This is a genomic window from Sphingopyxis sp., assembly GCF_050916055.1.
Lineage (GTDB): Bacteria > Pseudomonadota > Alphaproteobacteria > Sphingomonadales > Sphingomonadaceae > Sphingopyxis.
The window spans coordinates 2,898,643-2,920,304 of sequence record NZ_CP051527.1; the positions used below are offsets into that span (position 1 = coordinate 2,898,643).

General features: G+C 69.0%; 14 protein-coding genes and 2 tRNA genes. 9 read left to right on the top strand and 7 right to left on the bottom strand.

Going from position 1 to position 21,662, the window contains the following annotated elements; genetic code table 11:
* The first annotated feature begins 62 nt into the window (after positions 1-62).
* The 6 genes from HEQ22_RS14130 to HEQ22_RS14155 all read left to right on the top strand — a co-directional run bounded on the left by HEQ22_RS14130 (position 63) and on the right by HEQ22_RS14155 (position 6,237).
* Positions 63-2,027, top strand: a complete 1,965-nt coding sequence (locus tag HEQ22_RS14130) for an alkyl/aryl-sulfatase (RefSeq protein WP_432768482.1) — start codon at positions 63-65, stop codon at positions 2,025-2,027.
* Positions 2,028-2,106: 79 nt separating this feature from the next.
* Entirely contained in the window at positions 2,107-2,637 is a 531-nt protein-coding gene (locus HEQ22_RS14135) for a PH domain-containing protein (protein WP_432768483.1), read from the top strand.
* Positions 2,634-4,181: a PH domain-containing protein gene (locus HEQ22_RS14140; protein WP_432768484.1), complete on the top strand. Its 1,548-nt coding sequence runs from the start codon at positions 2,634-2,636 to the stop codon at positions 4,179-4,181. The genes HEQ22_RS14135 and HEQ22_RS14140 overlap by 4 nt, the downstream gene beginning before the upstream one ends.
* Positions 4,178-5,944: a single-stranded-DNA-specific exonuclease RecJ gene (recJ, locus tag HEQ22_RS14145; protein WP_432768485.1), complete on the top strand. Its 1,767-nt coding sequence runs from the start codon at positions 4,178-4,180 to the stop codon at positions 5,942-5,944. Before HEQ22_RS14140 ends, recJ begins: the two co-directional genes overlap by 4 nt.
* A 91-nt stretch (positions 5,945-6,035) precedes the next feature.
* Positions 6,036-6,111 (top strand) — tRNA-Glu (locus HEQ22_RS14150).
* 51 nt (positions 6,112-6,162) lie between these two features.
* Positions 6,163-6,237, top strand: a tRNA-Glu gene (locus HEQ22_RS14155).
* Positions 6,238-6,282: 45 nt separating this feature from the next.
* Here HEQ22_RS14155 and HEQ22_RS14160 read toward each other — a convergent pair.
* From HEQ22_RS14160 to HEQ22_RS14190, 7 genes are all read right to left on the bottom strand, one after another.
* Complete coding sequence (locus tag HEQ22_RS14160; protein ID WP_432768486.1) at positions 6,283-7,479, bottom strand: heparan-alpha-glucosaminide N-acetyltransferase domain-containing protein; 1,197 nt, start codon at positions 7,477-7,479, stop codon at positions 6,283-6,285.
* Positions 7,433-8,326, bottom strand: coding sequence for an N-acetylmuramic acid 6-phosphate etherase (locus HEQ22_RS14165; protein ID WP_432768487.1), 894 nt, complete (start codon positions 8,324-8,326; stop codon positions 7,433-7,435). Before HEQ22_RS14165 ends, HEQ22_RS14160 begins: the two co-directional genes overlap by 47 nt.
* On the bottom strand, positions 8,313-9,881 hold the full coding sequence (locus HEQ22_RS14170) for a sodium:solute symporter (RefSeq protein ID WP_432768488.1): 1,569 nt from the start codon (positions 9,879-9,881) through the stop codon (positions 8,313-8,315). Before HEQ22_RS14170 ends, HEQ22_RS14165 begins: the two co-directional genes overlap by 14 nt.
* Before the next feature lie 111 nt (positions 9,882-9,992).
* Positions 9,993-12,665, bottom strand: coding sequence for a TonB-dependent receptor plug domain-containing protein (locus tag HEQ22_RS14175; protein WP_432768489.1), 2,673 nt, complete (start codon positions 12,663-12,665; stop codon positions 9,993-9,995).
* 263 nt (positions 12,666-12,928) lie between these two features.
* Entirely contained in the window at positions 12,929-13,882 is a 954-nt protein-coding gene (locus HEQ22_RS14180; RefSeq protein ID WP_432768490.1) for an acyl-CoA dehydrogenase family protein, read from the bottom strand.
* The gene (locus HEQ22_RS14185) at positions 13,882-15,033 is read right to left on the bottom strand and encodes an acyl-CoA dehydrogenase family protein (protein WP_432768491.1); all 1,152 of its coding nucleotides are present in this window, start codon (positions 15,031-15,033) and stop codon (positions 13,882-13,884) included. Before HEQ22_RS14185 ends, HEQ22_RS14180 begins: the two co-directional genes overlap by 1 nt.
* 69 nt (positions 15,034-15,102) lie before the next feature.
* A complete protein-coding gene (locus HEQ22_RS14190; protein WP_432768492.1) occupies positions 15,103-15,687 on the bottom strand; it encodes a TetR family transcriptional regulator in 585 nt (194 codons plus the stop codon).
* A 165-nt stretch (positions 15,688-15,852) separates the two neighbouring features.
* Between HEQ22_RS14190 and HEQ22_RS14195 the strand changes: the two genes are divergently transcribed.
* Genes HEQ22_RS14195 through HEQ22_RS14205 form a run of 3 tightly spaced genes read left to right on the top strand, consistent with a single transcriptional unit; the run spans position 15,853 to position 21,640 of the window.
* The gene (locus HEQ22_RS14195; protein ID WP_432768493.1) at positions 15,853-17,031 is read left to right on the top strand and encodes an efflux RND transporter periplasmic adaptor subunit; all 1,179 of its coding nucleotides are present in this window, start codon (positions 15,853-15,855) and stop codon (positions 17,029-17,031) included.
* Positions 17,028-20,231, top strand: a complete 3,204-nt coding sequence (locus tag HEQ22_RS14200; RefSeq protein ID WP_432768494.1) for an efflux RND transporter permease subunit — start codon at positions 17,028-17,030, stop codon at positions 20,229-20,231. The genes HEQ22_RS14195 and HEQ22_RS14200 overlap by 4 nt, the downstream gene beginning before the upstream one ends.
* Complete coding sequence (locus tag HEQ22_RS14205) at positions 20,228-21,640, top strand: efflux transporter outer membrane subunit (protein ID WP_432768495.1); 1,413 nt, start codon at positions 20,228-20,230, stop codon at positions 21,638-21,640. The genes HEQ22_RS14200 and HEQ22_RS14205 overlap by 4 nt, the downstream gene beginning before the upstream one ends.
* Positions 21,641-21,662: the final 22 nt, after the last annotated feature.

Below are 21,662 nucleotides of genomic sequence, written 5' to 3' on the forward strand. Positions count from 1 at the left end.
CGACCGATGCTTGCCAAGCGCGGGGGCGCGGCGCAAGCTGCCGCCAGAATATGGGGGAGACTATGATGCGCCGACTGACCGCCCTGCTGCTTGCCGGCAGCCTGCCTTTTGCCGCCATCGCACAGGACGCCGCGAGCGAGGCGACGCGCGCCGCGCAGGCCGAGCTGGCGGCGCGCCTGCCGCTGGGTGATCCGCGCGACATGGCCAATGCGACGCGCGGCAAGCTGGCCGAGATTCCCGATGCGGTCATTCTCGCCCAGGACGGCAAGACCGTTTGGGACCGGCGCCCCTATGCCTTTCTGGCGAGCGAAACCGCACCCGACACGGTCAATCCGTCGCTGTGGCGGCAGGCGCGGCTGAACGCGGTGCACGGGTTGTTCGAGGTGGTGCCGGACACAATCTGGCAAATCCGCGGCTATGACCTGTCGGTGATGACGATCATTCGCGGCAAGAGCGGGTGGATCGTCGTCGATCCATTGCTGTCCGAAGAGACCGCCGCGGCGGGGTGGGCGCTGTTCGCCGCGACCGTCGAGGCGAAAGCTGGCAAGCGGCCGATCAAGGCGGTGATCTTCAGCCACAGCCACAGCGACCATTTCGGCGGAGTCGGGGGGATCGTGACCCCCGAACAGGTCAAAGCGCAGAAGATCCGCATCATCGCGCCGCACGGATTTTCGGAGGAAGCGACGTCGGAAAATGTCCTCGCCGGCACCGCGATGGGGCGCCGCGCGCTGTATATGTTCGGGTCGATCCTGCCGCCGGGGCCGGCGGGACAGGTCGACACCGGGCTGGGGCCGAAGCTGTCGGCGGGGACGATCGGTTATATGGAGCCGACCGAGACGGTGAGCGACAAGGGCGGGACGCTGACCATCGACGGGCTGGGGTTCGACTTCCTCGACGCCGGGGGGACCGAGGCGCCGGCGGAGTTCGTTTTCTATATCCCCGCGTACAAGGCGCTGCACACGACCGAGGTGGTGACCCGCAACCTCCACAATATATTGACCCTGCGCGGAGCGCAGGTGCGCGATGCGCTGCGCTGGTCGAAGGTGATCGATGCGATGCTGCTGAAATGGGGCGGGACGGCCGAGGTCGCGCTGGCGTCGCACCATTGGCCGACGTGGGGCGCGGGCGAGGTGACGACGCTGCTGACAAACCAGCGCGATGCCTATCGTTATGTCCACGACCGCACCCTGTTCCTCGCGAATCGCGGCGCGACGCTGCACGAGCTTGCCGACGCCACCGCCGAGGCGCCGGTGCAGGCGGCGGATTTTTCGACGCGCGGCTATTATGGCACGCTCAACCACGACATGAAGGCGACGTACCAGCGCTATTTCGGCTGGTGGGACGGCAACCCGGCGAACTTCAACCCGCTGCCCCCCGAGCAGTCGGCGCCGCGCTATGTCGCGCTGGCGGGCGGGGCGGGCAAGCTGCTCGCGGCGGGGAACAAGGCGATCGCGGCGGGCGAATATCGCTGGGCGGCGGAGCTTTTGAACAAGCTGGTGTTCGCCGAGCCGGACAATGCGGCGGCGAAGGCGGCGCTGGCGTCGGCCTATGACCAGCTGGGCTATCAGGCCGAATCGGGGGCGTGGCGCAACTATTACCTCGCCGCCGCCGCCAGCCTGCGCGGGACGGCGGTCGAAAGCGTGTCGGGCAACGGGCAGAGCCGCAGCTTCGTCAGCGCGATCCCGACCGCGGTGTTTTTCGACGCGCTGGCGGCGCGCTTCGATGCGGCGAAGGGGGCGGCGCTCAAAGGGATTTTCCAGTTCGTGCTGCCCGACAGCAAGGAGCGCGTGGCGATCGTCGTCGGCGGCGGGGTGGAGTTTCCGCGCTACGGCGTCACCGATGCGGCGCCGACGGCGACGATCACCATCGACCGCGCGACGCTCGACGCGGTGATGCTGGGGCAGGCGCAGTTCCCGGCGCTGATGCAATCGGGGGCGATCAGGATCGAGGGCGACCGGATGGCGTTCCTGGCGTGGTTCGCGCTCCACCCGCCGGCCGACCCGAGGTTCAATGTGGTTGTGCCGTAATCGTCTGCGCCGGAAACCGGCCTTAAACGTGATTAGATATTGGTTCAGTCCCGACCGATCACGCTCTAAAGGTGGTGGCATGACCGACACCCCCGCCATCCATCCGACCGATCCGTTCGACCCCGAAGCGCTGAACGCCGCCGAGGGGCTCGACCCGGTCGACCCGGCGTTCGTGAAGGTGCTGCGGGTGACCGCGGCGCTGAACCTGATCCCGCTGGCGATCGGGGCGAGCGTGTTCGACTGGCTGCTGGTCCGCCATCTCGAAGGCCCCTATGGGCTGGTCACCGCGCTGGCGTGGCTGGTCGCGATCGTGCTGATCGTCAGCTTTCCGTCGCGGCGCGCGGCGCGCTGGGGGTTCAAGATCGGCGCCGGGCAGCTGCGCGTCGCGCGCGGCTGGCTGTTCCGCACCGACACCATCGTGCCGTTCGTGCGCGTCCAGCATATCGACGTCGGCCAGGGCCCGGTCGAGCGCTGGTTCGGCCTGTCGCACCTGATCGTCCACACATCGGGCACCCACAACAGCACCGTCACCCTGCCCGGACTGCCCGCCGACCTCGCCGCCGCGATGCGCGAGACGATCCGGCGGCATATCCAGACCGACTTCGCATGACCGACGCCATCGACGTCGCGGTTCCCGCCGCTCCGATCGTCGCCGGCGACGCGCCCTGGCAGCGGCTGCACCCGGCGACGCTGGCGCTGGCGGTCGTCAGGCTGGGGCCGCGCAGCCTGAATTTCCTGCCCGCGATCGCGGCGCTCGGCTTTACCGGCAACTGGGTGTGGATCGTCCCGGCGCTGCTCGCCTTCCTGCTGTTTTCGCTGGTCGCGGCGTGGCTGCACTGGCTGCGCTTCCGCTTTCTGGTCGGCGCCGACGAGGTGGTGATCGAAAGCGGTGTGCTGTCGCGCCAGCACCGTACCATCCCGTTCGACCGCATCCAGGACGTCAGCATCGAACAGGGGCTGATCGCGCGCGCGCTGGGGATCGCCAAGGTCGGCTTCGAAACCGGCGCCGGCGGCGCGGGCAAGGAGAATGACGCCAATCTCGACGCGATCGCGCTGGGCGGCGCCGAGGACCTGCGCGCGACGATCCGCGCCCATCGCAGCGTTCCGGTGGCCGCGGCGGCGCAGAACGGCGAACTCGCGGCGTCCGCCGCCACCATTCCGGCGCCCGAAGACCGGCTGTTGTTCGCGATGGGGCTGCCGCGCTTGCTGATCGCCGGGCTGTTCAATTTCTCGCTCGCCGCGCTCGCGGTGGTCGGCGCCGCGATGCAGCTGTTCGACGGGCTGCTGCCGTTCGATTTCAACATCTTCAACCCCAGCGACTGGTTCGACCTCGCCGAGCGATATCAGCTCGACCAATGGCTGCTCGCGCACCGCTGGGTCGCCGGGATCGGCGCCGCGCTGTCCCTGCTGCTGATCGGTTTCGCCAGCGGCGTCGCGACGATGATCTTCGCCAACTGGGGGTTCCGCCTGACCCGCGAACCGCGCGCGCTGCGCCGCACCCGCGGGCTGACGACGCGCACCGACGTCGCGATCCCGGTGCGCCGGGTGCAGGCGGCGATCGTCATCACCGGCTGGCTGCGCAAGCGCTTCGGCTGGCACGAACTGCGGCTGCAGAGCCTGGCGAGCGACGGCGGCAAGGAGCGCGATCATCAGGTCGTGCCCTTTGCCAAGCTGGGCGCGATCGACCCGGTGCTCGCCGAAGTCGGCATCGCCCGGCCCGGCGCCGCGCAGGTTTGGGAAAGCAGCCACCGCATCATCGCGCTCGGCGGGCTGGTCGGCGCGCTCGGCGCGACCCTCGGCGGGCTGACTGCGGTGGCATTCGGGCAGGCGCTCGGCTGGTTCGGGCCGGTCATCGGGCTGCTGATCGGCGCCGGGGCGCTGCTCGGCGCGCGCCGCCACCGCTGGACCGACATGGACGGCCAGGTCGCGATCGAGCGCGGGCTGCTGAAACCCAAGACGACGCTGTTGCCGCACGCGTCGGTGCAGAGCGTCGACCTCAAGACCGACTTCATCCTCCGCCCGCTCGGCCTCGCGACCCTGGTGTTCGGCGTCCCCGGCGGCAGTTCGCTGGCGAGCCATGAAATCCCGGCGATCCCGCGCGCGACCGCCGAGGCGCTGCGCACCCGCATCCTGACCGCGCGGGCGCGGGCATGAGCGACGCCGCGCTGGGCATCACCCGGTCGATCCTGGGGCAGCCGTGGCACTGGCGGCGCGCCAGCGCCGACATGGGCGCCGAGAATCTGGCCCCCGACGACCTCGTCACCCAGTTGCTGCTCGCACGCGGGGTGGCGCGCGGCGACCTCGACCGCCAGCGCGTCCCGACGCTGCGCGGCTTCATGCCCGACCCGTCGCTGTTTCAGGACATGGATGCCGCCGCGGCGCGGCTCGCCGACGCGGTCGAGGCCCGGGAAGCGATCACGATCTTCGGCGATTACGACGTCGACGGCGCGACCTCGGCGGCTTTGCTCGTCCGCCTGCTCCGCGACCTTGGGGTGCCGGTCGGCGCCTATATCCCCGACCGCCTGATGGAAGGATACGGCCCGTCGGGCGCGGCGCTGGTCAAGATCGGTGCCGCGGGATCGAAGCTGGTCGTCACCGTCGATTGCGGCGCGCAGGCGTTCGAGGCGATTTCGGAAGCCAAGGCCGCGGGGGTCGAGGTGATCGTCGTCGACCATCACCAGTGCGCGACGACGCTGCCCGACGCGCTGGCGCTGGTGAACCCCAACCGGCTCGACGAAACGGCGGACGCCGCGATCCACGGCAATCTCGCCGCGGTCGGGGTCGCCTTCCTGCTCGGTGCGGCGCTGCTCCGCACCCTGCGCGCGCGCGGCTTTTTCGGCAGCCGCGACGAGCCGGCGCTGATCGACCTGCTCGATCTGGTCGCGCTCGGCACCGTCGCCGACGTCGCGCGTCTCACCGGTTTCAATCGCGCGCTGGTGACGCAGGGGCTGAAGGTGATGGCGCGGCGCGGCAACACCGGGCTGGCCGCGCTGATGGACGCCGCACGGCTGACCAAGCCGCCGAGCGCGAGCGACATGGGCTTTGCGCTCGGCCCGCGGATCAACGCCGGCGGCCGCGTCGGCAAATCCGACCTCGGCGTCCGCTTGCTCACGACATCGGACCCGCAGGAGGCCGCCGACATTTCGCTCGAGCTCAACCGGTTGAACGAAGAGCGCCGCGCGATCGAGGCGGCGGTACTCGAACAGGCGCTGGCGGCGAGCGCGGCGTGCGGCAACGCCCCGGTGGCGATCGTCGCCGGCGCCGGGTGGCACCCGGGGGTGATCGGCATCGTCGCCGGGCGGCTGAAAGAAAAACTGCACCGCCCGGCGATCGTCATCGCGCTCGATGAGGCGGGCGTCGGCAAGGGTTCGGGCCGCTCGATCAGCGGCGTCGATCTCGGCGCCGCGATCCTCGCCGCCAAGGAAAGCGGCCTGCTCGTCGCTGGCGGCGGCCACGCGATGGCGGCCGGGCTGACCATCGCGGCGGACCAGGTCGATGCGCTCGGCGCGTTCCTCAACGACCGGCTCGCCGCCGATGTCGCGCGGGCGAGCGGCGACAAGGCGCTGCTGATCGACGCGGTGCTGGCGCCGCGCGGGATTTCGCCTTTGTGGTGCGATGCGATCGAGAGCGCCGGGCCGTACGGCGCCGGCTGGCCGGCACCGCGCGTCGCGACCGGGCCGGTGCGGATCGTCGATGCCGGGATCGTCGGCACCGACCATGTCCGGCTGGTCGTCGCGGGCGACGACGGCGGCCGGTTCAAAGCCATCGCCTTTCGCAGCGCCGAGAGCGAGCTTGGCCAGACTTTGCTGGGCACGCGCGGTCGCAAGCTGTGGCTCGCCGGGCGCGCAAAGCGCGACGACTGGGGCAGCCGCCCCGCCGCCGAGCTGCATCTGGAGGATGCCGCCTGGGCCGAGTGAGGCGCGTCCGCGCAACATTTTTACGCGCCCCCTTGCCGCTGTGCTTGACCGCATCGGCGGGCGAGTCTAAGGCGCCGCTTCACCGAATGACGGCCCCTTCGTCTAGCGGTCTAGGACGTCGCCCTTTCACGGCGAAAACACGGGTTCGAGTCCCGTAGGGGTCACCACGGTCGAGCGAGCGGTCGGCTTGCAACGCACGCGAATGATTCCGACCCCAAGGCCCCTTCGTCTAGCGGTCAGGACGCGGCCCTCTCACGGCTGAAACACGGGTTCGATTCCCGTAGGGGTCACCAAATCCTTATCCAGAGGACATGGGTGCAGGTGTCGCCGCGGCGCGGCTAGACCCGCAGCAGCAAACCGCGGCGCTGCAGCGGTACCAGCAACAGCCGGCAGACGATCGTCGCCAGAATCCCGAACAGCAGCGACGCCCCCATCGCCGACAGGCCCGCCGCCGCGAGCCCCGCAACCAGCAGGTCCCAGATCCGGTCGCCGCCATCCGGCCGCAGCCGCAGCACCGCGATGACGAGCATATGGATCACGTAAATGGTCAGCGCCGCCCGGCCGACCGCAACGAAATCCCGCGCGCCCGCATGCGCCGCCAGCGCCGGCCAGGCGGCGCTGGCGGCGGCATAGGCCAGCGCGCCGATCCCCGCCGTCACCAGCACGAAACTGGCGGTCCATAAATTCTTGTTGATCGGGATGAGCTGCGCCGCGAGCAGGCCGCCGAGGACGAGCAGCGCCCCGGCGAGCGCGAGGCGCGATGCGCGCCCCGGCGCCGCCGATGCGCGCGCGAAGGCGATTCCCAGAAAGCCGCTCGCCAGCGCGGGCAGGGTCGACTGCACCCCCTCGGCATCCCAGCTGCCCCCCGACATCCGGCCCGGCAGCAGCTGGCGGTCGAGCCAGCCGCCGATCCCCGCGCCCGGCGCGAGGCTGGGCGCGGAGCCTGGCGCGCCGATGTAGAGCAGGACGACGGTGTGAATCGCGATGATGCCCAGCGCCAGCCCGAGCGGGACCGCGAGGCCGCGGCCGATCGGCAGGATCGCGGCGCAGGCCAGATAGACGATGGCGATGCGCTGTAGCACCCCGGTCCAGCGCAGCTGATCGAGGTCGAGGTCGGGGCGCAGGCACCAGCCGAGCGCCACGCCGATCGCAAACAGCAGCGCGCCGCGTCGGGCAATCGCCGCCCATGGCATCGGCGCCGCGCGGCCATCGAAGGCGCGCGACGCCGACATGCCGACGACGAACAGGAAGACCGGAAAGACGACGTCGGCCAGCGTCAGGCCGTGCCACGCGGCGTGCCGCAGCATCGCCGGTGCGGCGGCGACCTGAAAATTGACCAGCAGCATCAGCATCACGTCGACGCCGCGCAGGAAATCGAGCGGCCCGTCGCGCGGGCGCGCCGCATTCGGTGCGGCGCTACCCGTCGAGACGCCGGCGTCGGTCAAGACGGCGGCGGGGCGCCCGGCGGTGCTGTGGCCGCGCGCGGTGTCATTGGCGCTCGAACGCCGCGATGGCCTTGGCCAATATCCCGTCATTCTCGGACAGCAGCGTCGCGGCCTGTTCGGGCGTGGCGCCCTTGGCGATCAGGATCGCTTTGGTGATGCCGTTGTCGCCGCGTTCGAGCGCGTCGACCGCCGCTTCCTCGGTGCACCCGGTGATGATCCGCACGATGCCGGCGGCGCGCCGCTGCAACTTCGCGTTCGAGACGATCATGTCGACCATCTGGCCCTGATAGACCTTGCCCAGCCTGAGCATGATCGTCGTCGAGATGATGTTCACCGCCGCCTTTTGCGCCGTGCCCGCCTTCATCCGCGTCGAACCGCTGATGATCTCGCTGCCGGTCGCGAGCAGGATCGCGTGGTCGGCCGCGCCGAGCAACGGCGTCGCGGCATTGTTGGCGATCGCAATCGTCAGCGCGCCGCGCGCGCGCGCATCCTCGACGATCTTCAGCGTGAAGGGCGTATGCCCGCTGGCCGCCACCGCGACGACGACGTCGGCGGCGCCGACGGCATGGTCGGCAATCTGCTTCGCCGCATCGACGACATCGTCTTCAGCGCCTTCGGCGCTTTCGAGCAGCGCCGGGAGGCCGCCGGCGAGGAGATAGAGCAATCGTTCGTGCGGCCAGCCGAAGGTCGGGGTCAGCTCGACGCCGTCCTGCACCGCGACGCGGCCCGAGGTGCCGGCGCCGGCATAGGCCAGCCGCCCGCGCGATGACGAAAGCCGCTGGGCGGCCGCTTCGCACGCTGCGGCGATGGCGCCGGCCTGGCTGTTCAGCGCGTCGATCGCCGCGCGCTGCCCCTCGATCATCGCGGTTACGGCGTCGCTCGTCGGCCAGTTATCGATGTCGGCGTAACGAGGATCGACCGCTTCAGTACCCGCCATCTTCACGTCTCTCTTTCTCATTCGCATTGCCGATCAGGCACACCAGCGTTGAAACGGTCACGCCGACGCACAGGTGCCACGGAAAGGCGACGGCCTTGAGCGCTGCGGGCAGGCCGAGCAGGTCGATCGTGAACGGCTGGAACGACAGGACGACGACGAAGCCCGCGGCGAGCGCGGCGATGACCGACGCGGTCGACCCGCGCTTCGTGAACACCGCGGTGATATAGACCCCGAGCAGGCCCGAATAGGCGAAGGCCATGACGCCGAGGACGAATTCGAGCAGCGGGATGTCGCTGTAGCGTTGCCAGTAGAAGCAGACGATCGACATCAGGAACAGGAGGAAACCGAGCACCACCGTCGCCAGCCGTCCCGCCAGGATATAGTGACGCTCGTCGCGCGGTCCGCGGCGCCGCTCGACGAACGGGCGATAAAAATCGTTGATGGCGACCGCCGCCATCGAGATCAGCCCCGAGTTGATCGCGGCCGCGGCGATGACCCCGACGGTCACGAAGCCGCGCAGGCCGGGGGGGATTTCGCTGAGGATGAAGCTCATGAAGACGGTGATCTTTTCACCCTGGAAGGTCGGCGCGATCTGGCCCGGACCGGTCGTCATGATGTCCGGCCGCTCGTAGAAGATATAGAGCAGCGAACCGATGAACAGGAACAGCAGGATCACCGGGATCGACGCCAGCACCGACCAGTAGAGCGCCCGGCTGCCCTGTTTGGCCGAGTCGCAGGCCAGCAGGCGCTGGGTGGTATCCTGATCGAGGCCCGAGTTGGCGGCGTTGATCAGCACCATGCCGGTGACCGCCGCGAGGACCGAGAAGGGCGTGGTCAGATTGACCGACCAGTCGAACACCTGCAGCTTGTCGGCGCCCGACGGCGGGTTCGCCAGCGCCGCGAAAATTTCCGGCGTCGAGGCCGGGATCTTCGACAGCAGGAAAAACACCACGAAAATTGCCGCGCCGACGTAGAGCACGACCTGCACGAGATCGCTCCAGATGACCGAGTTCAGCCCCCCCATGAAGGTGAAGGCGAGCCCGAACACGAGCAGCACCAGCGATGCGATGACGATATGTTCGGGCGCGACGTCGAGGAACAGGATCATCGAGACCGCGATCGCCGCGAGATAGAGCCGGGCGCCGCTCGCGAGGATGCGGCCGACCAGATACATCGCCCCGGCGGCGCGCCGCGCCGTCGTGCTGAAGCGCGTTTCGAGCAGTTCGTAGACCGTCGAGGCGCCCATCGCGTAAAAGCGCGGCATGAGGATCGCCGCGACGAGCCAGGCGCCGATGAGCGCCCCGAGCACGCTGGTCAGATAGGTGTAATTGCCGCGGACGCTGTTGTCCGGCACGCCGAGGAAGGTCGCGGTCGACTGCACCGTCGACAGCACCGAAACGGCGACGAGCCAGGTCGGCGCCTGATGGCTCGCCAGAAAATAATCGTCGGCGTTCTGCATGTGCCGCCGCGTCGAGGCATAGCCCGCGATCGCCAGGATCAGCACATATCCGATCAGGATCGACCAATCGAGCGACGTGAATTGGAGCGTCTGCATACTATCCCCGGTTGGCGGCGCGCTTGGACGACGAAGCCGTTCGACAGGCCCGCGATCCGCGCGGCCGATGGGCGTGGGCGCGCGGCGATCGCCGCGCGCCCACCGCTATCGCTACCGCCGGAGGGTCACCGAGAAACCGAAGGTGGTTCCCAGCACATCGTAGGTGTCGGGGAAGGTGTTGTACGCGCCGGGATTGACCGGCAGCGGCGGCTTCTTGTCGAAGATATTGTCGATGCCGAACGCCAGCGTCAGCCCCTCGACCGGCGGGCGGACCGCCAGGTTCAGGTCGAAATAGTCGTAAGCGGGGATCTTGCCGACGCTGTTCGCGGTCGAATCGCGCACCGCGCCGATCCGCTTCCACCCGAACTGGACCGTCAGCGGATCGGTGTCCCAGGTGATCGTCGCGCGCGACCGGAAATCGGGCGCGACAAGCGTCACGAGATCCGACGAACAGGCCGCGCCATAGGTGCCCTTGCAATCGACGGGGGTGAGCGCGGCGTTGCGCTGGATCGAATATTTGGTGACGATGCTGGCGGTGTAGCCGAGGGTCAGGCGGCTGCCGGGAACGCCGACATCGAGATCGAAGCCATAGCGGAAGTCGATATCGACGCCCTGCTGCTTGATCAGCGCCAGGTTGCGGTCGTCGACGAACGCGTCGAGCAGATAGCCGGTGGTCGGATCGCGGGTGACCGCGTCGCACAGCGGGTTGTCGGCCGTCGGGTCGGTGATGTAGCAGCTGGTCAAGGCATCGACCGGCTGAATCTGGCCGACCGCGTTGCGAATATCGATCTTGTACCAGTCGACCGACAGGTTGAGCCCGGGCAGGAAGGTCGGGGTGAAGACCCCGCCGAGGGTATAGGTCTTGCCGGTCTCGGCCTCGATATTGGCGTTGCCGCCAAAGAAATAGCCGCCGACCAGATTGGCCGGATTGTTCGAATCATAGGCGCCCTGATATCCCTGCGCGGTACATTGCGCGATCGTCGCCGCATTGGTGGCGCCGACGCACGGGTCGCCCGCATAGCGCGGGAACAGACGCGCGACGGTGCGGAGGTTGGCGAAGGGGATCGAGAAGACGGGGTTGGCGAATTCGCCGATGTTCGGGTCGCGAATGACCGTCTGCCGCGTCCCGCGCAGCCGCAGATCGTCCGATACGGTCCAGTTGATGCCGATCTTGTTGGTGTCGTAGCTGCGGTTGTCGCCGACCGACCGTTCGTACCAGGATTTGCGATACGCCCCCTCGACGGTCAGCTTCTGGACCAGCGGAAAGTCGGACAAGATCGGCACGATCAGTTCGCCGAACAGCTCGTTCACCTTGACGAACGGCGGCACCAGCGGCGCCGACTCGGCGCCCTGGTTGAACGACGTGTTCAAGTCGGTGCCATAGCTGAAGCGGCCGTCTTCCTTGCGGAATTCATAACCGGCGGTGAAGCCGACCGGGCCGGCCCAGCCGTTGAAGAAGTCGCTGGTGTCGCCCGAGACATAGGCCGAGGCGACCTGCTGCGTGCGCTTGCGATCGCCGAAGTTGAAATCGCGTTCGAGGCTGGTGAAATCGCCGCCCGGACCGAAGATGTCGGTCGTGTTGACCAGCCCGGCAAAGGCCGAGCGCGTGCCGTCGCCCTTGACGACGATCGATTCCTTCGACTGGCCATATTGATAATAGGCGTCCCAGCCGATCGCCGGGGTGATGTCGCCGCGCAAGCCGATCAGGCCTTGGATCGTCTCGCGGCTGTTCTGCGCAAAGGTCGCGCCCAGTTCGCCGAGCGAGCGGCGCACGTTGACGGTCGCGAAGCCGTCGACGAAGGTCAGCTGCGACCGCGCCTGGGCATCGAGGAACGGATTGTTCTCGGCGATCTGCACGTTGATGCCCGCCGCCGGGGTCGTCGGCGGGTTCTGGCCCGATCGGCTGCCGCCCCGCGTCTTGAGGTCCGAATACATCACCCGGCCGTAAAGCTCGACATTGTCGAGCACGTCATATTTCAGGAAGGCGCTGGCGTTGATGCGGCGCAGCGGCTGCACCAGCAGGAATTGCGGCGTGTAATCGGTCGTCTGGGGGGTGAGGGTGAAATTGCCCTCGGCGTCGTAGGAGAAGGTGCGGCCGCTGGCGACGTCGGTGAAATTGCCGCCGATCGGCGCGGTCGCAACGCCGCGCCGGGCGAAGTCGCGGTTGCCCGCGAGCAGCGGGTCGCGTTCGGTATATTCGCCGTAAACGACGAGGTTGCCGCGATCCCCCAGACGGAGCCCGGCCATCGCATGGCCGCCGAACTGCGATCCGCCGCCGGCAACGGCGCGATAGTTCGCGTTCGCCTGCCAGCCTTCGAAATCGTCGTTGATGATGAAGTTCACGACCCCGGCGACGGCATCGGCGCCATAGACGGCGGCAGCGCCGCCGGTCAGCACATCGACGCGCTTGAGCAGCGGGGCGGGGATCGAGTTGACGTCGACCGCGTTACGGAAGCTGAACGGGATGGCGCGAGTGCCGTTGATCAGGACCAGCGTCCGGTTCTGCCCGAGGTTGCGCAGGTCCAGCGTCTGCGCGCCAAAGGCGTCGCTGCCGACCGAGGTCGAATTCACGCCGCCGGCGAGCTGCGGCATCTTGGTCGAGAAATCCTCGATCGTCACCGCGCGCTGCAGGGAAATCTGCTCGCCTTCCAGCGCGCTGATCGGGCTGGTGGAGGTGAGGCCGGGGGTCCGGACACGCGTGCCGGTAACGACGATGTCCGATTCCGTGCGCGCTTCGCTGTCGGCGCCGTCGGCTTCCTGTGCGAAAGCGGCGCTCGCCGGCATCAGCGCGATCGATGACAAGATGGCCGACCCGCAAAGCAGGTTCCTGCTGTTTACCCGTCCCATAGTAGAGCTCCCCTCTTTGAATATGACAGGACAATAACACAGCGGGATACCATTTCAATACCAATTATGGCGCCAGAAATTACCACTTGTCGGATGTCCCCTCGACCCGCCATATCGCAGGTTATGGGGAATAAACATAAGCAATTTGCGGTGCTTACCTGCATGTGCGCAACGGGGTTCGGCCGCGCGGCGCGGCCCGGTTACGCCGCGGTGAGGCGCGCGCGGACGAAATCGACCGACCGGCCCGCGTCGGCGAGCCGTTCGGCGCCGAGCAGGCGGTTCCAATAGCTTTCCGAGCCGTCGGCCAGCCGCCATTCGTGCAGCCGGCGGGTGAAGAGCTGAAGGTCGTGCTCCTCGCTGATCCCGATCGCGCCGTGCACCGCATGCGCGGTTGCCGCGACCCGTGCCGCCGCGCGGCTCGCCACCGATTTGGCGGTCGCGGCGGCGGCCGGCGACGGCGGCAGACCACCGGCGCAGCCGAGCTGCGATGCGATCCTCGCCGCGACCATCTCTTCCGCCATCACCGCCATCTGTTGCTGCAACGCCTGCTGGCGCCCGATCGGCTTGCCGAACTGGATGCGTTCGTTGGCGTAGGCGGCGGTCATTTCGGTGAGGCGTTCGGCGGCACCGGCGATCAGCGCCGCGCGCAGGACCGCGGCGAGCGCGCGCAGACCGCCGGCGGGGGCGGACGCGACGGCATCGGGCAGCGCGTCCCAGCGCATCCGCGCGGCGAGGCTGGCGGGCACCCCGGTCGCGTTCCGCTGCGCCGCGACGAGGTAGAGCGCGCCGCCCGCCTCGAGCAGCAGCTGGTCGGCGACGAGCCCGCTGGGGACGATCGTGTCGCAGCCCGCTTCGGCGACCGCGAGCGCCACCGCGCCCGGCGGCGGCACGTCCAGCAGCGCCCGCGCGATCATCGTTTCGCCGACCGGCAGCGGCACCGCATGGCGCCCGAGCGCCATCCACAGCGGCTGGACCGCCGCGAGCGGCAACCCCGCGCCGCCGCGTTCGGCAGGCACCAGCGCATCGAGGAACCCCGAATCGGCGATGCCTTGCCACATCGCCGCGGCGCTGCCGCCCCGCTCGATCGCGCGCACCGCCGCGGGGCTTGCGATATCGGCGAGCAGGCGGTCGAAGGGTTCGAGAAATTCGGTCATCACCGCAGCCCCATGCCGCGCGCGATAATCCCGCGCAGCACCTCGCGCGTGCCGCCGCGCAGCGAAAAGCTGGGCGCGATATGGGTCACGAACATCAGGGTGCGGTGGAGTTCGGCATCGACCGGCTCGCCCGGATACGCGGCGAGATCGTCGCCGATCGCCGCGGGCAGTTCCTGTTCGAAGGCGGTGCCGAGGTCCTTGACCAGCGACGCCTCGGTCACCGGGCTTTCGCCGAGCGCCAGCCGCGCGGTGCAGGCGATCGACATCGCGCGCAGCATCGCGAGCCGCGCGGTGAAATCGCCGACCAGCGCCAGCGTCGCCGCATCGTCACGGCCGACGGCGCGCAGATGCGCGATCCACGCGTCGAGCAGCACGACGCTGGAATAGACACGCTCGGGCCCGCTGCGTTCGAAGGCGAGTTCGGCGGTGACCTGTTGCCACCCCTCGCCCTCGGCGCCGACCAGCGCGTCAGCGGGCAGATCGACATCGGTGAAGAACACTTCGGCGAAATGCGCGTCGCCCGCGAGATCGACGATCGGGCGGGTGACGACCCCCGGCGCCTTCAGGTCGACGATCAGTTGCGACAGGCCGGCGTGGCGATCGTCGGCGGTGCCCGAGGTGCGGACGAGCGCGATCATATAGTCGCCGTGCATGGCGTTCGTCGTCCAGATCTTCTGCCCGTTGAGGCGCCAGCCGGTCGCGGTGCGTTCGGCGCGCGTGCGCACGCTGGCGAGGTCCGAGCCCGAGCCCGGCTCGCTCATCCCGATGCAGAAGACGAGCTCGCCGCGGCAGATCGGCGGGATGAAGCGTTCGCGCTGCGCCTCGCTGCCGTAATTGAGGATCAGCGGCGCGCTCTGGCGGTCGGCGATCCAGTGCGCGGCGACCGGCGCCCCCGCCGACAGCAGTTCCTCGACCACGACGAAGCGCGCGAACGGGCCGCGGTCGCCGCCGCCATAGCGGCGCGGCAGGGTGAGGCCGAGGAAACCGGCAGCGCCGAGCCGGCGGCTGAAATCGCGGTCGAACCCCGACCAGGAGCGGGCGCGGACGTCGGCGGGCGCGGCGGCGGCGGCGCTGTCGGCCAGCGCCCGGATCGCGGGGCGGAGCGCTTCGTCCTCGGCGGGCAGGCCCGCCAGCGTCAATGTCTCGAACACCCGTTCGCTCCCCGATGGCCGCGGCCCGCCGCCGCCGCTTCCCTCGCTACCGGCCCGCGCGCGGCCGCGTCAACAGGTGAGCGCCGATTCGAACAGGCAGCGGAAGCGCTCGGCGCAATCGTCGCGGGCACCGGCGCTCTCGCCGAAATTGTCGACCAGCATGATCGAGCGCAGCAAACCGATTCCCATCAAGATCGCGAGCAGCATGTTGGCGCGCAATTCGCCGTCGGCGCCGCCGATCAGTTCGGCGAGCGGGCCGAGCACGTCGAGGTGGACGAGGTCGCGGATGATTTCGCCCGCCTGGGGCGACGAGGCCGAGCGCAGCATGATGATGAACATCTCCATGCGGTGCTGGCGGCTGACATCCTCTTCCTCGACGACGAGCTGGGCCAGGAAGGCCGGGAGTTCGGCGACGCTTTTCGGCTCGCGGAACACCTTCGGCTTCGCTTCGTCGGTGACGACTTCGCGGAACAATCCTTCCTTGCCGCCGAAGTAGCGACCGATCAACGCGACATCGACCCCGGCGTCGCCGGCGATGTCGCGCAGCCCGATGCTGTCGTAGCTTTCGCGCAGGAAACGCGCGTGCGCCGCGGCCAATATCGCGGCGCGGGTCGCCACCGCGTCGCGCCGTTTGATGATGATACCTCGTCCCATATATCTGCCCTACACCATCGCTGAATCAAATCAACAGCTGTTGACTTATTGGCTGACCCAGATTAGTCGGCGGCTTCCGGTATCGCGCAGCGCCCCCCCCCCCCTCCCTGCTGCCCGATGCCGGAAACGCCTTGACAGAAAATCATAGACTATAGGCCGGTGATCATGCGCTCTCCCCTCCTTGCGCCAACCCTGTTCCTTTCGCTGTTGCTGGCCGCCTGTTCGGGCGGCGAGCAGGCCGGAGGCCCGCCCGCGCTGCCGGTGACCGTCGCCGCGCCGCTCGTCCGCGAGGTCACCGAATGGGACGATTATGTCGGCCGGTTCGAAGCCGTCGACAGCGTCGAGGTGCGCCCGCGCTCCACCGGATTCCTGCAGCGCGCGCATTTTACCGACGGCCAATATGTCCGCGCCGGGCAATTGCTGTTCACGATCGACGCGCGCCCCTCGCAGGCGGCGCTCGACCAGGCCCGCGCCCAGTTGGCCCGCGCGCAGGCGACGCTCGCCAACGCGCGCACCGAACTGGCGCGCTCCGAAACGCTGGCCGCGTCGCAGGCGGCGAGCCAGGAAGAGGTCGAGCAGCGCCGCGCCACGGTGCGCACCGGCGAGGCCGATGTCGCGGCGAACCGCGCCGCGATTCGCGCCGCCGAACTCAACGTCGGTTTCACGCGGGTGACCGCGCCGATTTCCGGCCGGGTGTCGCAGCGGCTGGTCGATCCGGGCAATTCGGTGACTGCCGACCAGACGGTGCTGACCTCGATCGTGTCGACCAGCCCGATTCACTTCACCTTCCAGGGGTCGGAAGCCAGCCTGCTCGAATATGAGCGGCAGGGCGACACGTTGCTGGGGTCGCCGGTGCGGATCAAATTGCAGGGCGAAGAGGCTTACAACCGCACCGGGCGCATCGACTTCGTCGACAATGCGCTGAGCAACGGATCGGGCACGATCACCGTGCGCGCGGTCGTTCCCAACGCCGACGGCAAGCTGCGTCCGGGCCTGTTCGGCCAGCTCCAGCTCGCCGCGTCGGCGCCGCGCGCCGCCTTCCTGCTGCCCGACACCGCGATCGTCACCGACGGCGCGCGCCGCGTCGTCTATGTCATCGGGGCCAAGGACGTCGTCCAGGCACGCCCGGTCGAACTCGGGCCGGTGATCGACGGGCTGCGCGTCATCCGGTCGGGCGTCACCGCCAAGGATCGTATCGTCGTCGGCGGCATCCAGCGCGCGATGCCGGGCAAGCCCGCCAAGGTCCAGGCCGGGCGGATCGGCAGCGACGGCAAGGTCATCGCACCCAAGGCGGCGGCGCCCGCCGCCAAGGGCACGGCGGCCGCCGCGGGAGCCGGCAAGTGAATTTCAGCCGCTTTTTCGTCGACCGGCCGATTTTCGCCGCGGTCATCGCGATCTTCATCACGCTGATCGGCGCCTTTTCCTATCCGCAGCTGCCGCTCGCCCAATATCCCGAGATCGCGCCGCCGACGATCGGGATCGTCGCCGCCTATCCCGGCGCGTCGTCGGAAACGATCGCCGAAACGGTCGCCTCGACGCTGGAGCAGGAGATCAACGGCGTCGAGAATATGCTGTATCTGCAGTCGTCGTCGACGCAGGGCGCGGCGCAGATCACGGTGACGTTCGAGCCCGGCACCGACCTCGATGCGGCGCAGGTGCTGGTCCAGAACCGCGTCGCGCTCGCCGAACCGCGCTTGCCCGAACAGGTGCGCCAGATCGGCGTCCAGGTGAACAAGCAGGAATCGGGCTTCCTGATGATCGTCGCGCTGACCTCGACCGATCCCGCGATCGACATCGACTATGTCGGCAACTACGCCAATTCGACGCTGCGCGACCGGCTGCTCCGCCTCGAGGGCGTCGGCGGGGTGCAGATTTTCGGCGGCGGTTTCTATTCGATGCGGGTGTGGATCGACCCCGACAAGGCGGCGGCGCGCAACCTGACCGCGACCGAAATCGTCGCGGCGCTGCAGAACCAGAATGTCCAGGTCGCCGGCGGCAGCGTCGGCGCCCCGCCCTATGGCAGCGGCAACCCCGCGTTCGAACTGCCGGTCGAAGTGCCCGGGCGCCTCGTCACCCCCGACCAGTTCCAGAATGTCGTGATCAAGACCGACATTGCGAACGGCGCGATCACGCGGCTGAAGGATGTCGCGCGGGTCGAACTCGGCAGCCAGGATTATGGCGTGCGCGGCGTGTTCAACGGCCGCGGCGGCGTCGGCATGGCGGTGATCCAGCAGCCGGGCGCCAACGCGCTCAACGCCGCGAACCTGGTGCTGAAGGAGGTCGAAGAGGCATCGAAGACCTTCCCGCCCGGCCTCGAATATGAAATCCCGTTCAACCCGACCGAATATGTCCAGGCGTCGGTGACGGCGGTGCAGGAAACGCTGGTCGAGGCGATCGTCCTCGTCGTGCTCGTCGTGCTCGTCTTCCTGCAGACCTGGCGCGCCGCGATCATCCCGATCGTCGCGATTCCGGTCGCGCTGGTCGGCACCTTTGCGGTCCAGCTGATGCTCGGCTTTTCGATCAACTCGCTGTCGCTGTTCGCGCTGGTGCTCGCGGTCGGGATCGTCGTCGACGACGCGATCGTCGTCGTCGAGGCGGTGGAAAAGCATATCCGCGAGGGGCTGAGCCCGCGCGAAGCGGCGCACCGGACGATGCAGGAAGTGTCGGGCGCGCTGATCGCGATCGGGCTGGTGCTCGTCGCGGTGTTCGTGCCGACCGCGTTCATCCCCGGCATTCCCGGCATCTTCTATCAGCAGTTCGCGGTGACGATCGCGGCGGCGACGGTGTTCTCGCTGCTCACCTCGCTGACCCTGTCGCCGGCGATGGCCGCGCTGCTGCTCAAGCCGCACCAGGAGCATCGCGAAGAGCCGAAGAATCGCGCGATGCGCCTCGTCCGCCGCGGTGCCGACACCTTCAATCGCGGCTTCGACAAATTGTCCGAACGCTATGGGCAGACCACCGCCTCGCTCGTCCGCAAGGCCGGGCTGATGCTGACCATCTATGCGGTGCTGCTGGCGCTGACCGGCTGGCGGCTGACCGATACGCCGACCGGCTTCATCCCCGATCAGGACCAGGGCGTGCTGATCGGCGTCGTCCAGCTGCCGCCGGGGGCGTCGCTCGACCGCACCAGCGAAGTGCTCGCCCGCGCGCAGGAAAATGTCGCGAAGATGGAGGGCGTGTCGAGCATCGCGACCTTCGCCGGGCTCGACGGATCGAGCTTTTCGACCGCGTCGAACGCCGGCACGATGTTCATCCGCCTGACCGACTGGGGCGAGCGCGGCAGCGAAATGAGCGCCGCGGCGATGTCCCAGCAGCTGTCGGGCACGCTCGCCAACCTGCTGCCCGAAGCCAATGCCTTCGTCATCGCGCCGCCCGCGGTGCAGGGGCTGGGCAACGGCAACGGCTTTACGATGATGCTGCAGGCGCGCGACGGGCAGAGCTATCGCGAACTGGAGCAGGCGACCTTCGCGATGATGGGCGGCGCCCAGCAGGTGCCCGACGTCGCGCAGGTGTTTTCGCTGTTCAACACCGGATCGCCGCGCATCTTTGCCGACGTCGACCGCGACAAGGCCCAGATTCTGGGGGTCGACCCGAGCCAGGTCTATGCCGCGCTCGGCACCTATCTGGCGTCGACCTATGTCAACGACTTCAACTTCCTCGGCCGCACCTTCCGCGTCACCGCGCAGGCCGAACCGACGGCGCGCGCGACGATCGAGGATGTCGGGCGGCTGCAGGTGCGTTCGAGCTCGGGCGAGATGGTGCCGCTGTCGTCGGTGGCGACCTTCCGCAACGACAGCGGACCGACCCGCGTCGTGCGCTACAATCTGTTCCCGGCGGTCGAGCTGCAGGGCCAGGCGGCGCCCGGCGTGTCGTCCGGCGCGGCGCTGACCGCGATGGAAGGGCTGGCCGCCAAGACGCTGCCCAGCGGCTTCGGTTATGAATGGACCGGCCTTGCCTATCAGGAAAAGGCGGCGGGCAGCAGCGCGGTGCTGATCTTCCTGCTCGCGGTGGTGTTCGTCTTCCTGGTGCTCGCGGCGCAATATGAATCGCTGCCGCTGCCGCTGGCGGTGATCCTGATCGTGCCGATGTGTATCCTCGCGGCGATGGTCGGGGTGAATCTGCGCGGGATGGACAACAACATCCTGACCCAGGTCGGGCTGGTGGTGCTGATCGCGCTCGCGGCGAAAAACGCGATCCTGATCGTCGAATTCGCCAAGCAGGCCGAGGAGCAGGACGGGATGAGCACGATCGACGCCGCGGTCCACGCCGCACGGTCGCGCCTGCGCCCGATCCTGATGACCAGCTTCGCCTTCATCTTCGGCGTGCTGCCGCTCGCCATCGCGAGCGGGCCGGGGCAGGAGATGCGGCAGGCGCTGGGCACCGCGGTCACCTTCGGCATGCTTGGGGTGACCATCTTCGGGCTGCTGTTCACGCCGCTCTTCTATGTCCTCAGCCGCAAGCTCGGCGACAAGACCCGCGCCTTCGCGCAGCGCCGCGGCGACAAGACGCCGCCGCCCGCCACCCCGCAGGAGACCGCCCGATGACCCGCGCGCTGTGGCTTGCCGCCGCCGCCAGCCTGACCGTGTCGGGCTGCGCCGTCGGCCCCGCCTATGTCTCGCCCACCCCGGCGGCGCCGTCGCAGGCGCCGTTCCTGGAAACCGGCAAGTCGCCGGCCTTCACCGGCGAGCAGCCGCAGGGCGAATGGTGGAGCCTGTTCGCCGATCCGACCCTCGACGCCCTCGTCGCCGAGGCGCTCGCCGCGAACACCGACCTGCGCATCGCCGCGGCGAACCTGGCGCAGGCGCGCGCGGTGCTGCGCGAGACGCGCGCCGGGCGGCTGCCGTCGACCAGCATCGGCGCCAGCGGCACCTATGCCCGCCAGCCGGGCAGCGTTACAGGGATCGGCCCGGTCGAGGGCGAAAGCTATGACGTCGGGCTCGACGTCGGCTATCAGGTCGATCTGTTCGGCCGCGTCGACAGCGCGATCCGCGCCAGCCGCGCCGATGCCGATGCGGTGCAGGCGGCGTTCGACCTGACCCGCATCACCGTCGCCGCCGAAACGACGCGCGCCTACACCGACGTCTGTTCGTTCAACCGCCAGATCGCGGTCGCCGAAGAGACGCTGCGCCTGCAGGAACAGACGTTCGACCTGACCCGCCGCCTGTTCGAGGGCGGCCGCGCGACGCGGCTCGAGACCGGCCAGGCCGGGGCACTGCTCGAACAGACGCGCGCCGCGATCCCGACGTTGACCGCGCAGCGTTCGGCGGCGCTCTATCGCCTCGCGCTGCTCACCGGCAAGCCGCCGGCCGAAGCGCCGCAGCAGGTGCTCGCCTGTCAGGCGCCGCCCGAACTCGATCGTCCGGTCCCGGTCGGCGACGGCGCCAGCCTGCTCGCGCGCCGCCCCGACATCCGCCGCGCCGAGCGCGAACTCGCCGCCGCGTCGGCGCGCATCAACGTCGCGACCGCCGACCTGTATCCGAGCATCAGCCTGGGCGGATCGATCGGTTCGACCGCCGGATCGATCGGCGGGCTCGGCAAATCGGACGGTTTCCGCTTTTCGCTCGGCCCGCTGATTTCGTGGAATTTCCCCAATATGGAAGTCGCCCGCTCGCGGCTCAAACAGGCCGAAGCCGGTGGCGATGCGGCGCTGGCCGGGTTCGACGGGGCGTGGCTTGCCGCGCTGCAGGAAACCGAAAGCGCGCTCGCCGCTTATGCCGGCGAGCTCGACCGGCTCGCTGCGCTGCGCCGCGCCGCCGCCGAAGCGGGCGAAGCGGCGCGCATCGCGCGGCTGCGTTACCGCGCCGGGCGCGAAAATTTCCAGGTCGTGCTCGACGCCGAACGCTCGCTCGCGACGATCAACGCCACGATCGCGCAATCGGAGCAGCAGCGCGCGACCAACCTCGTCGCGCTGTTCCTCGCGCTCGGCGGCGGCTGGCAGGACGGCGCCGGCTGACCCGGAACCGATAAACGTCCGG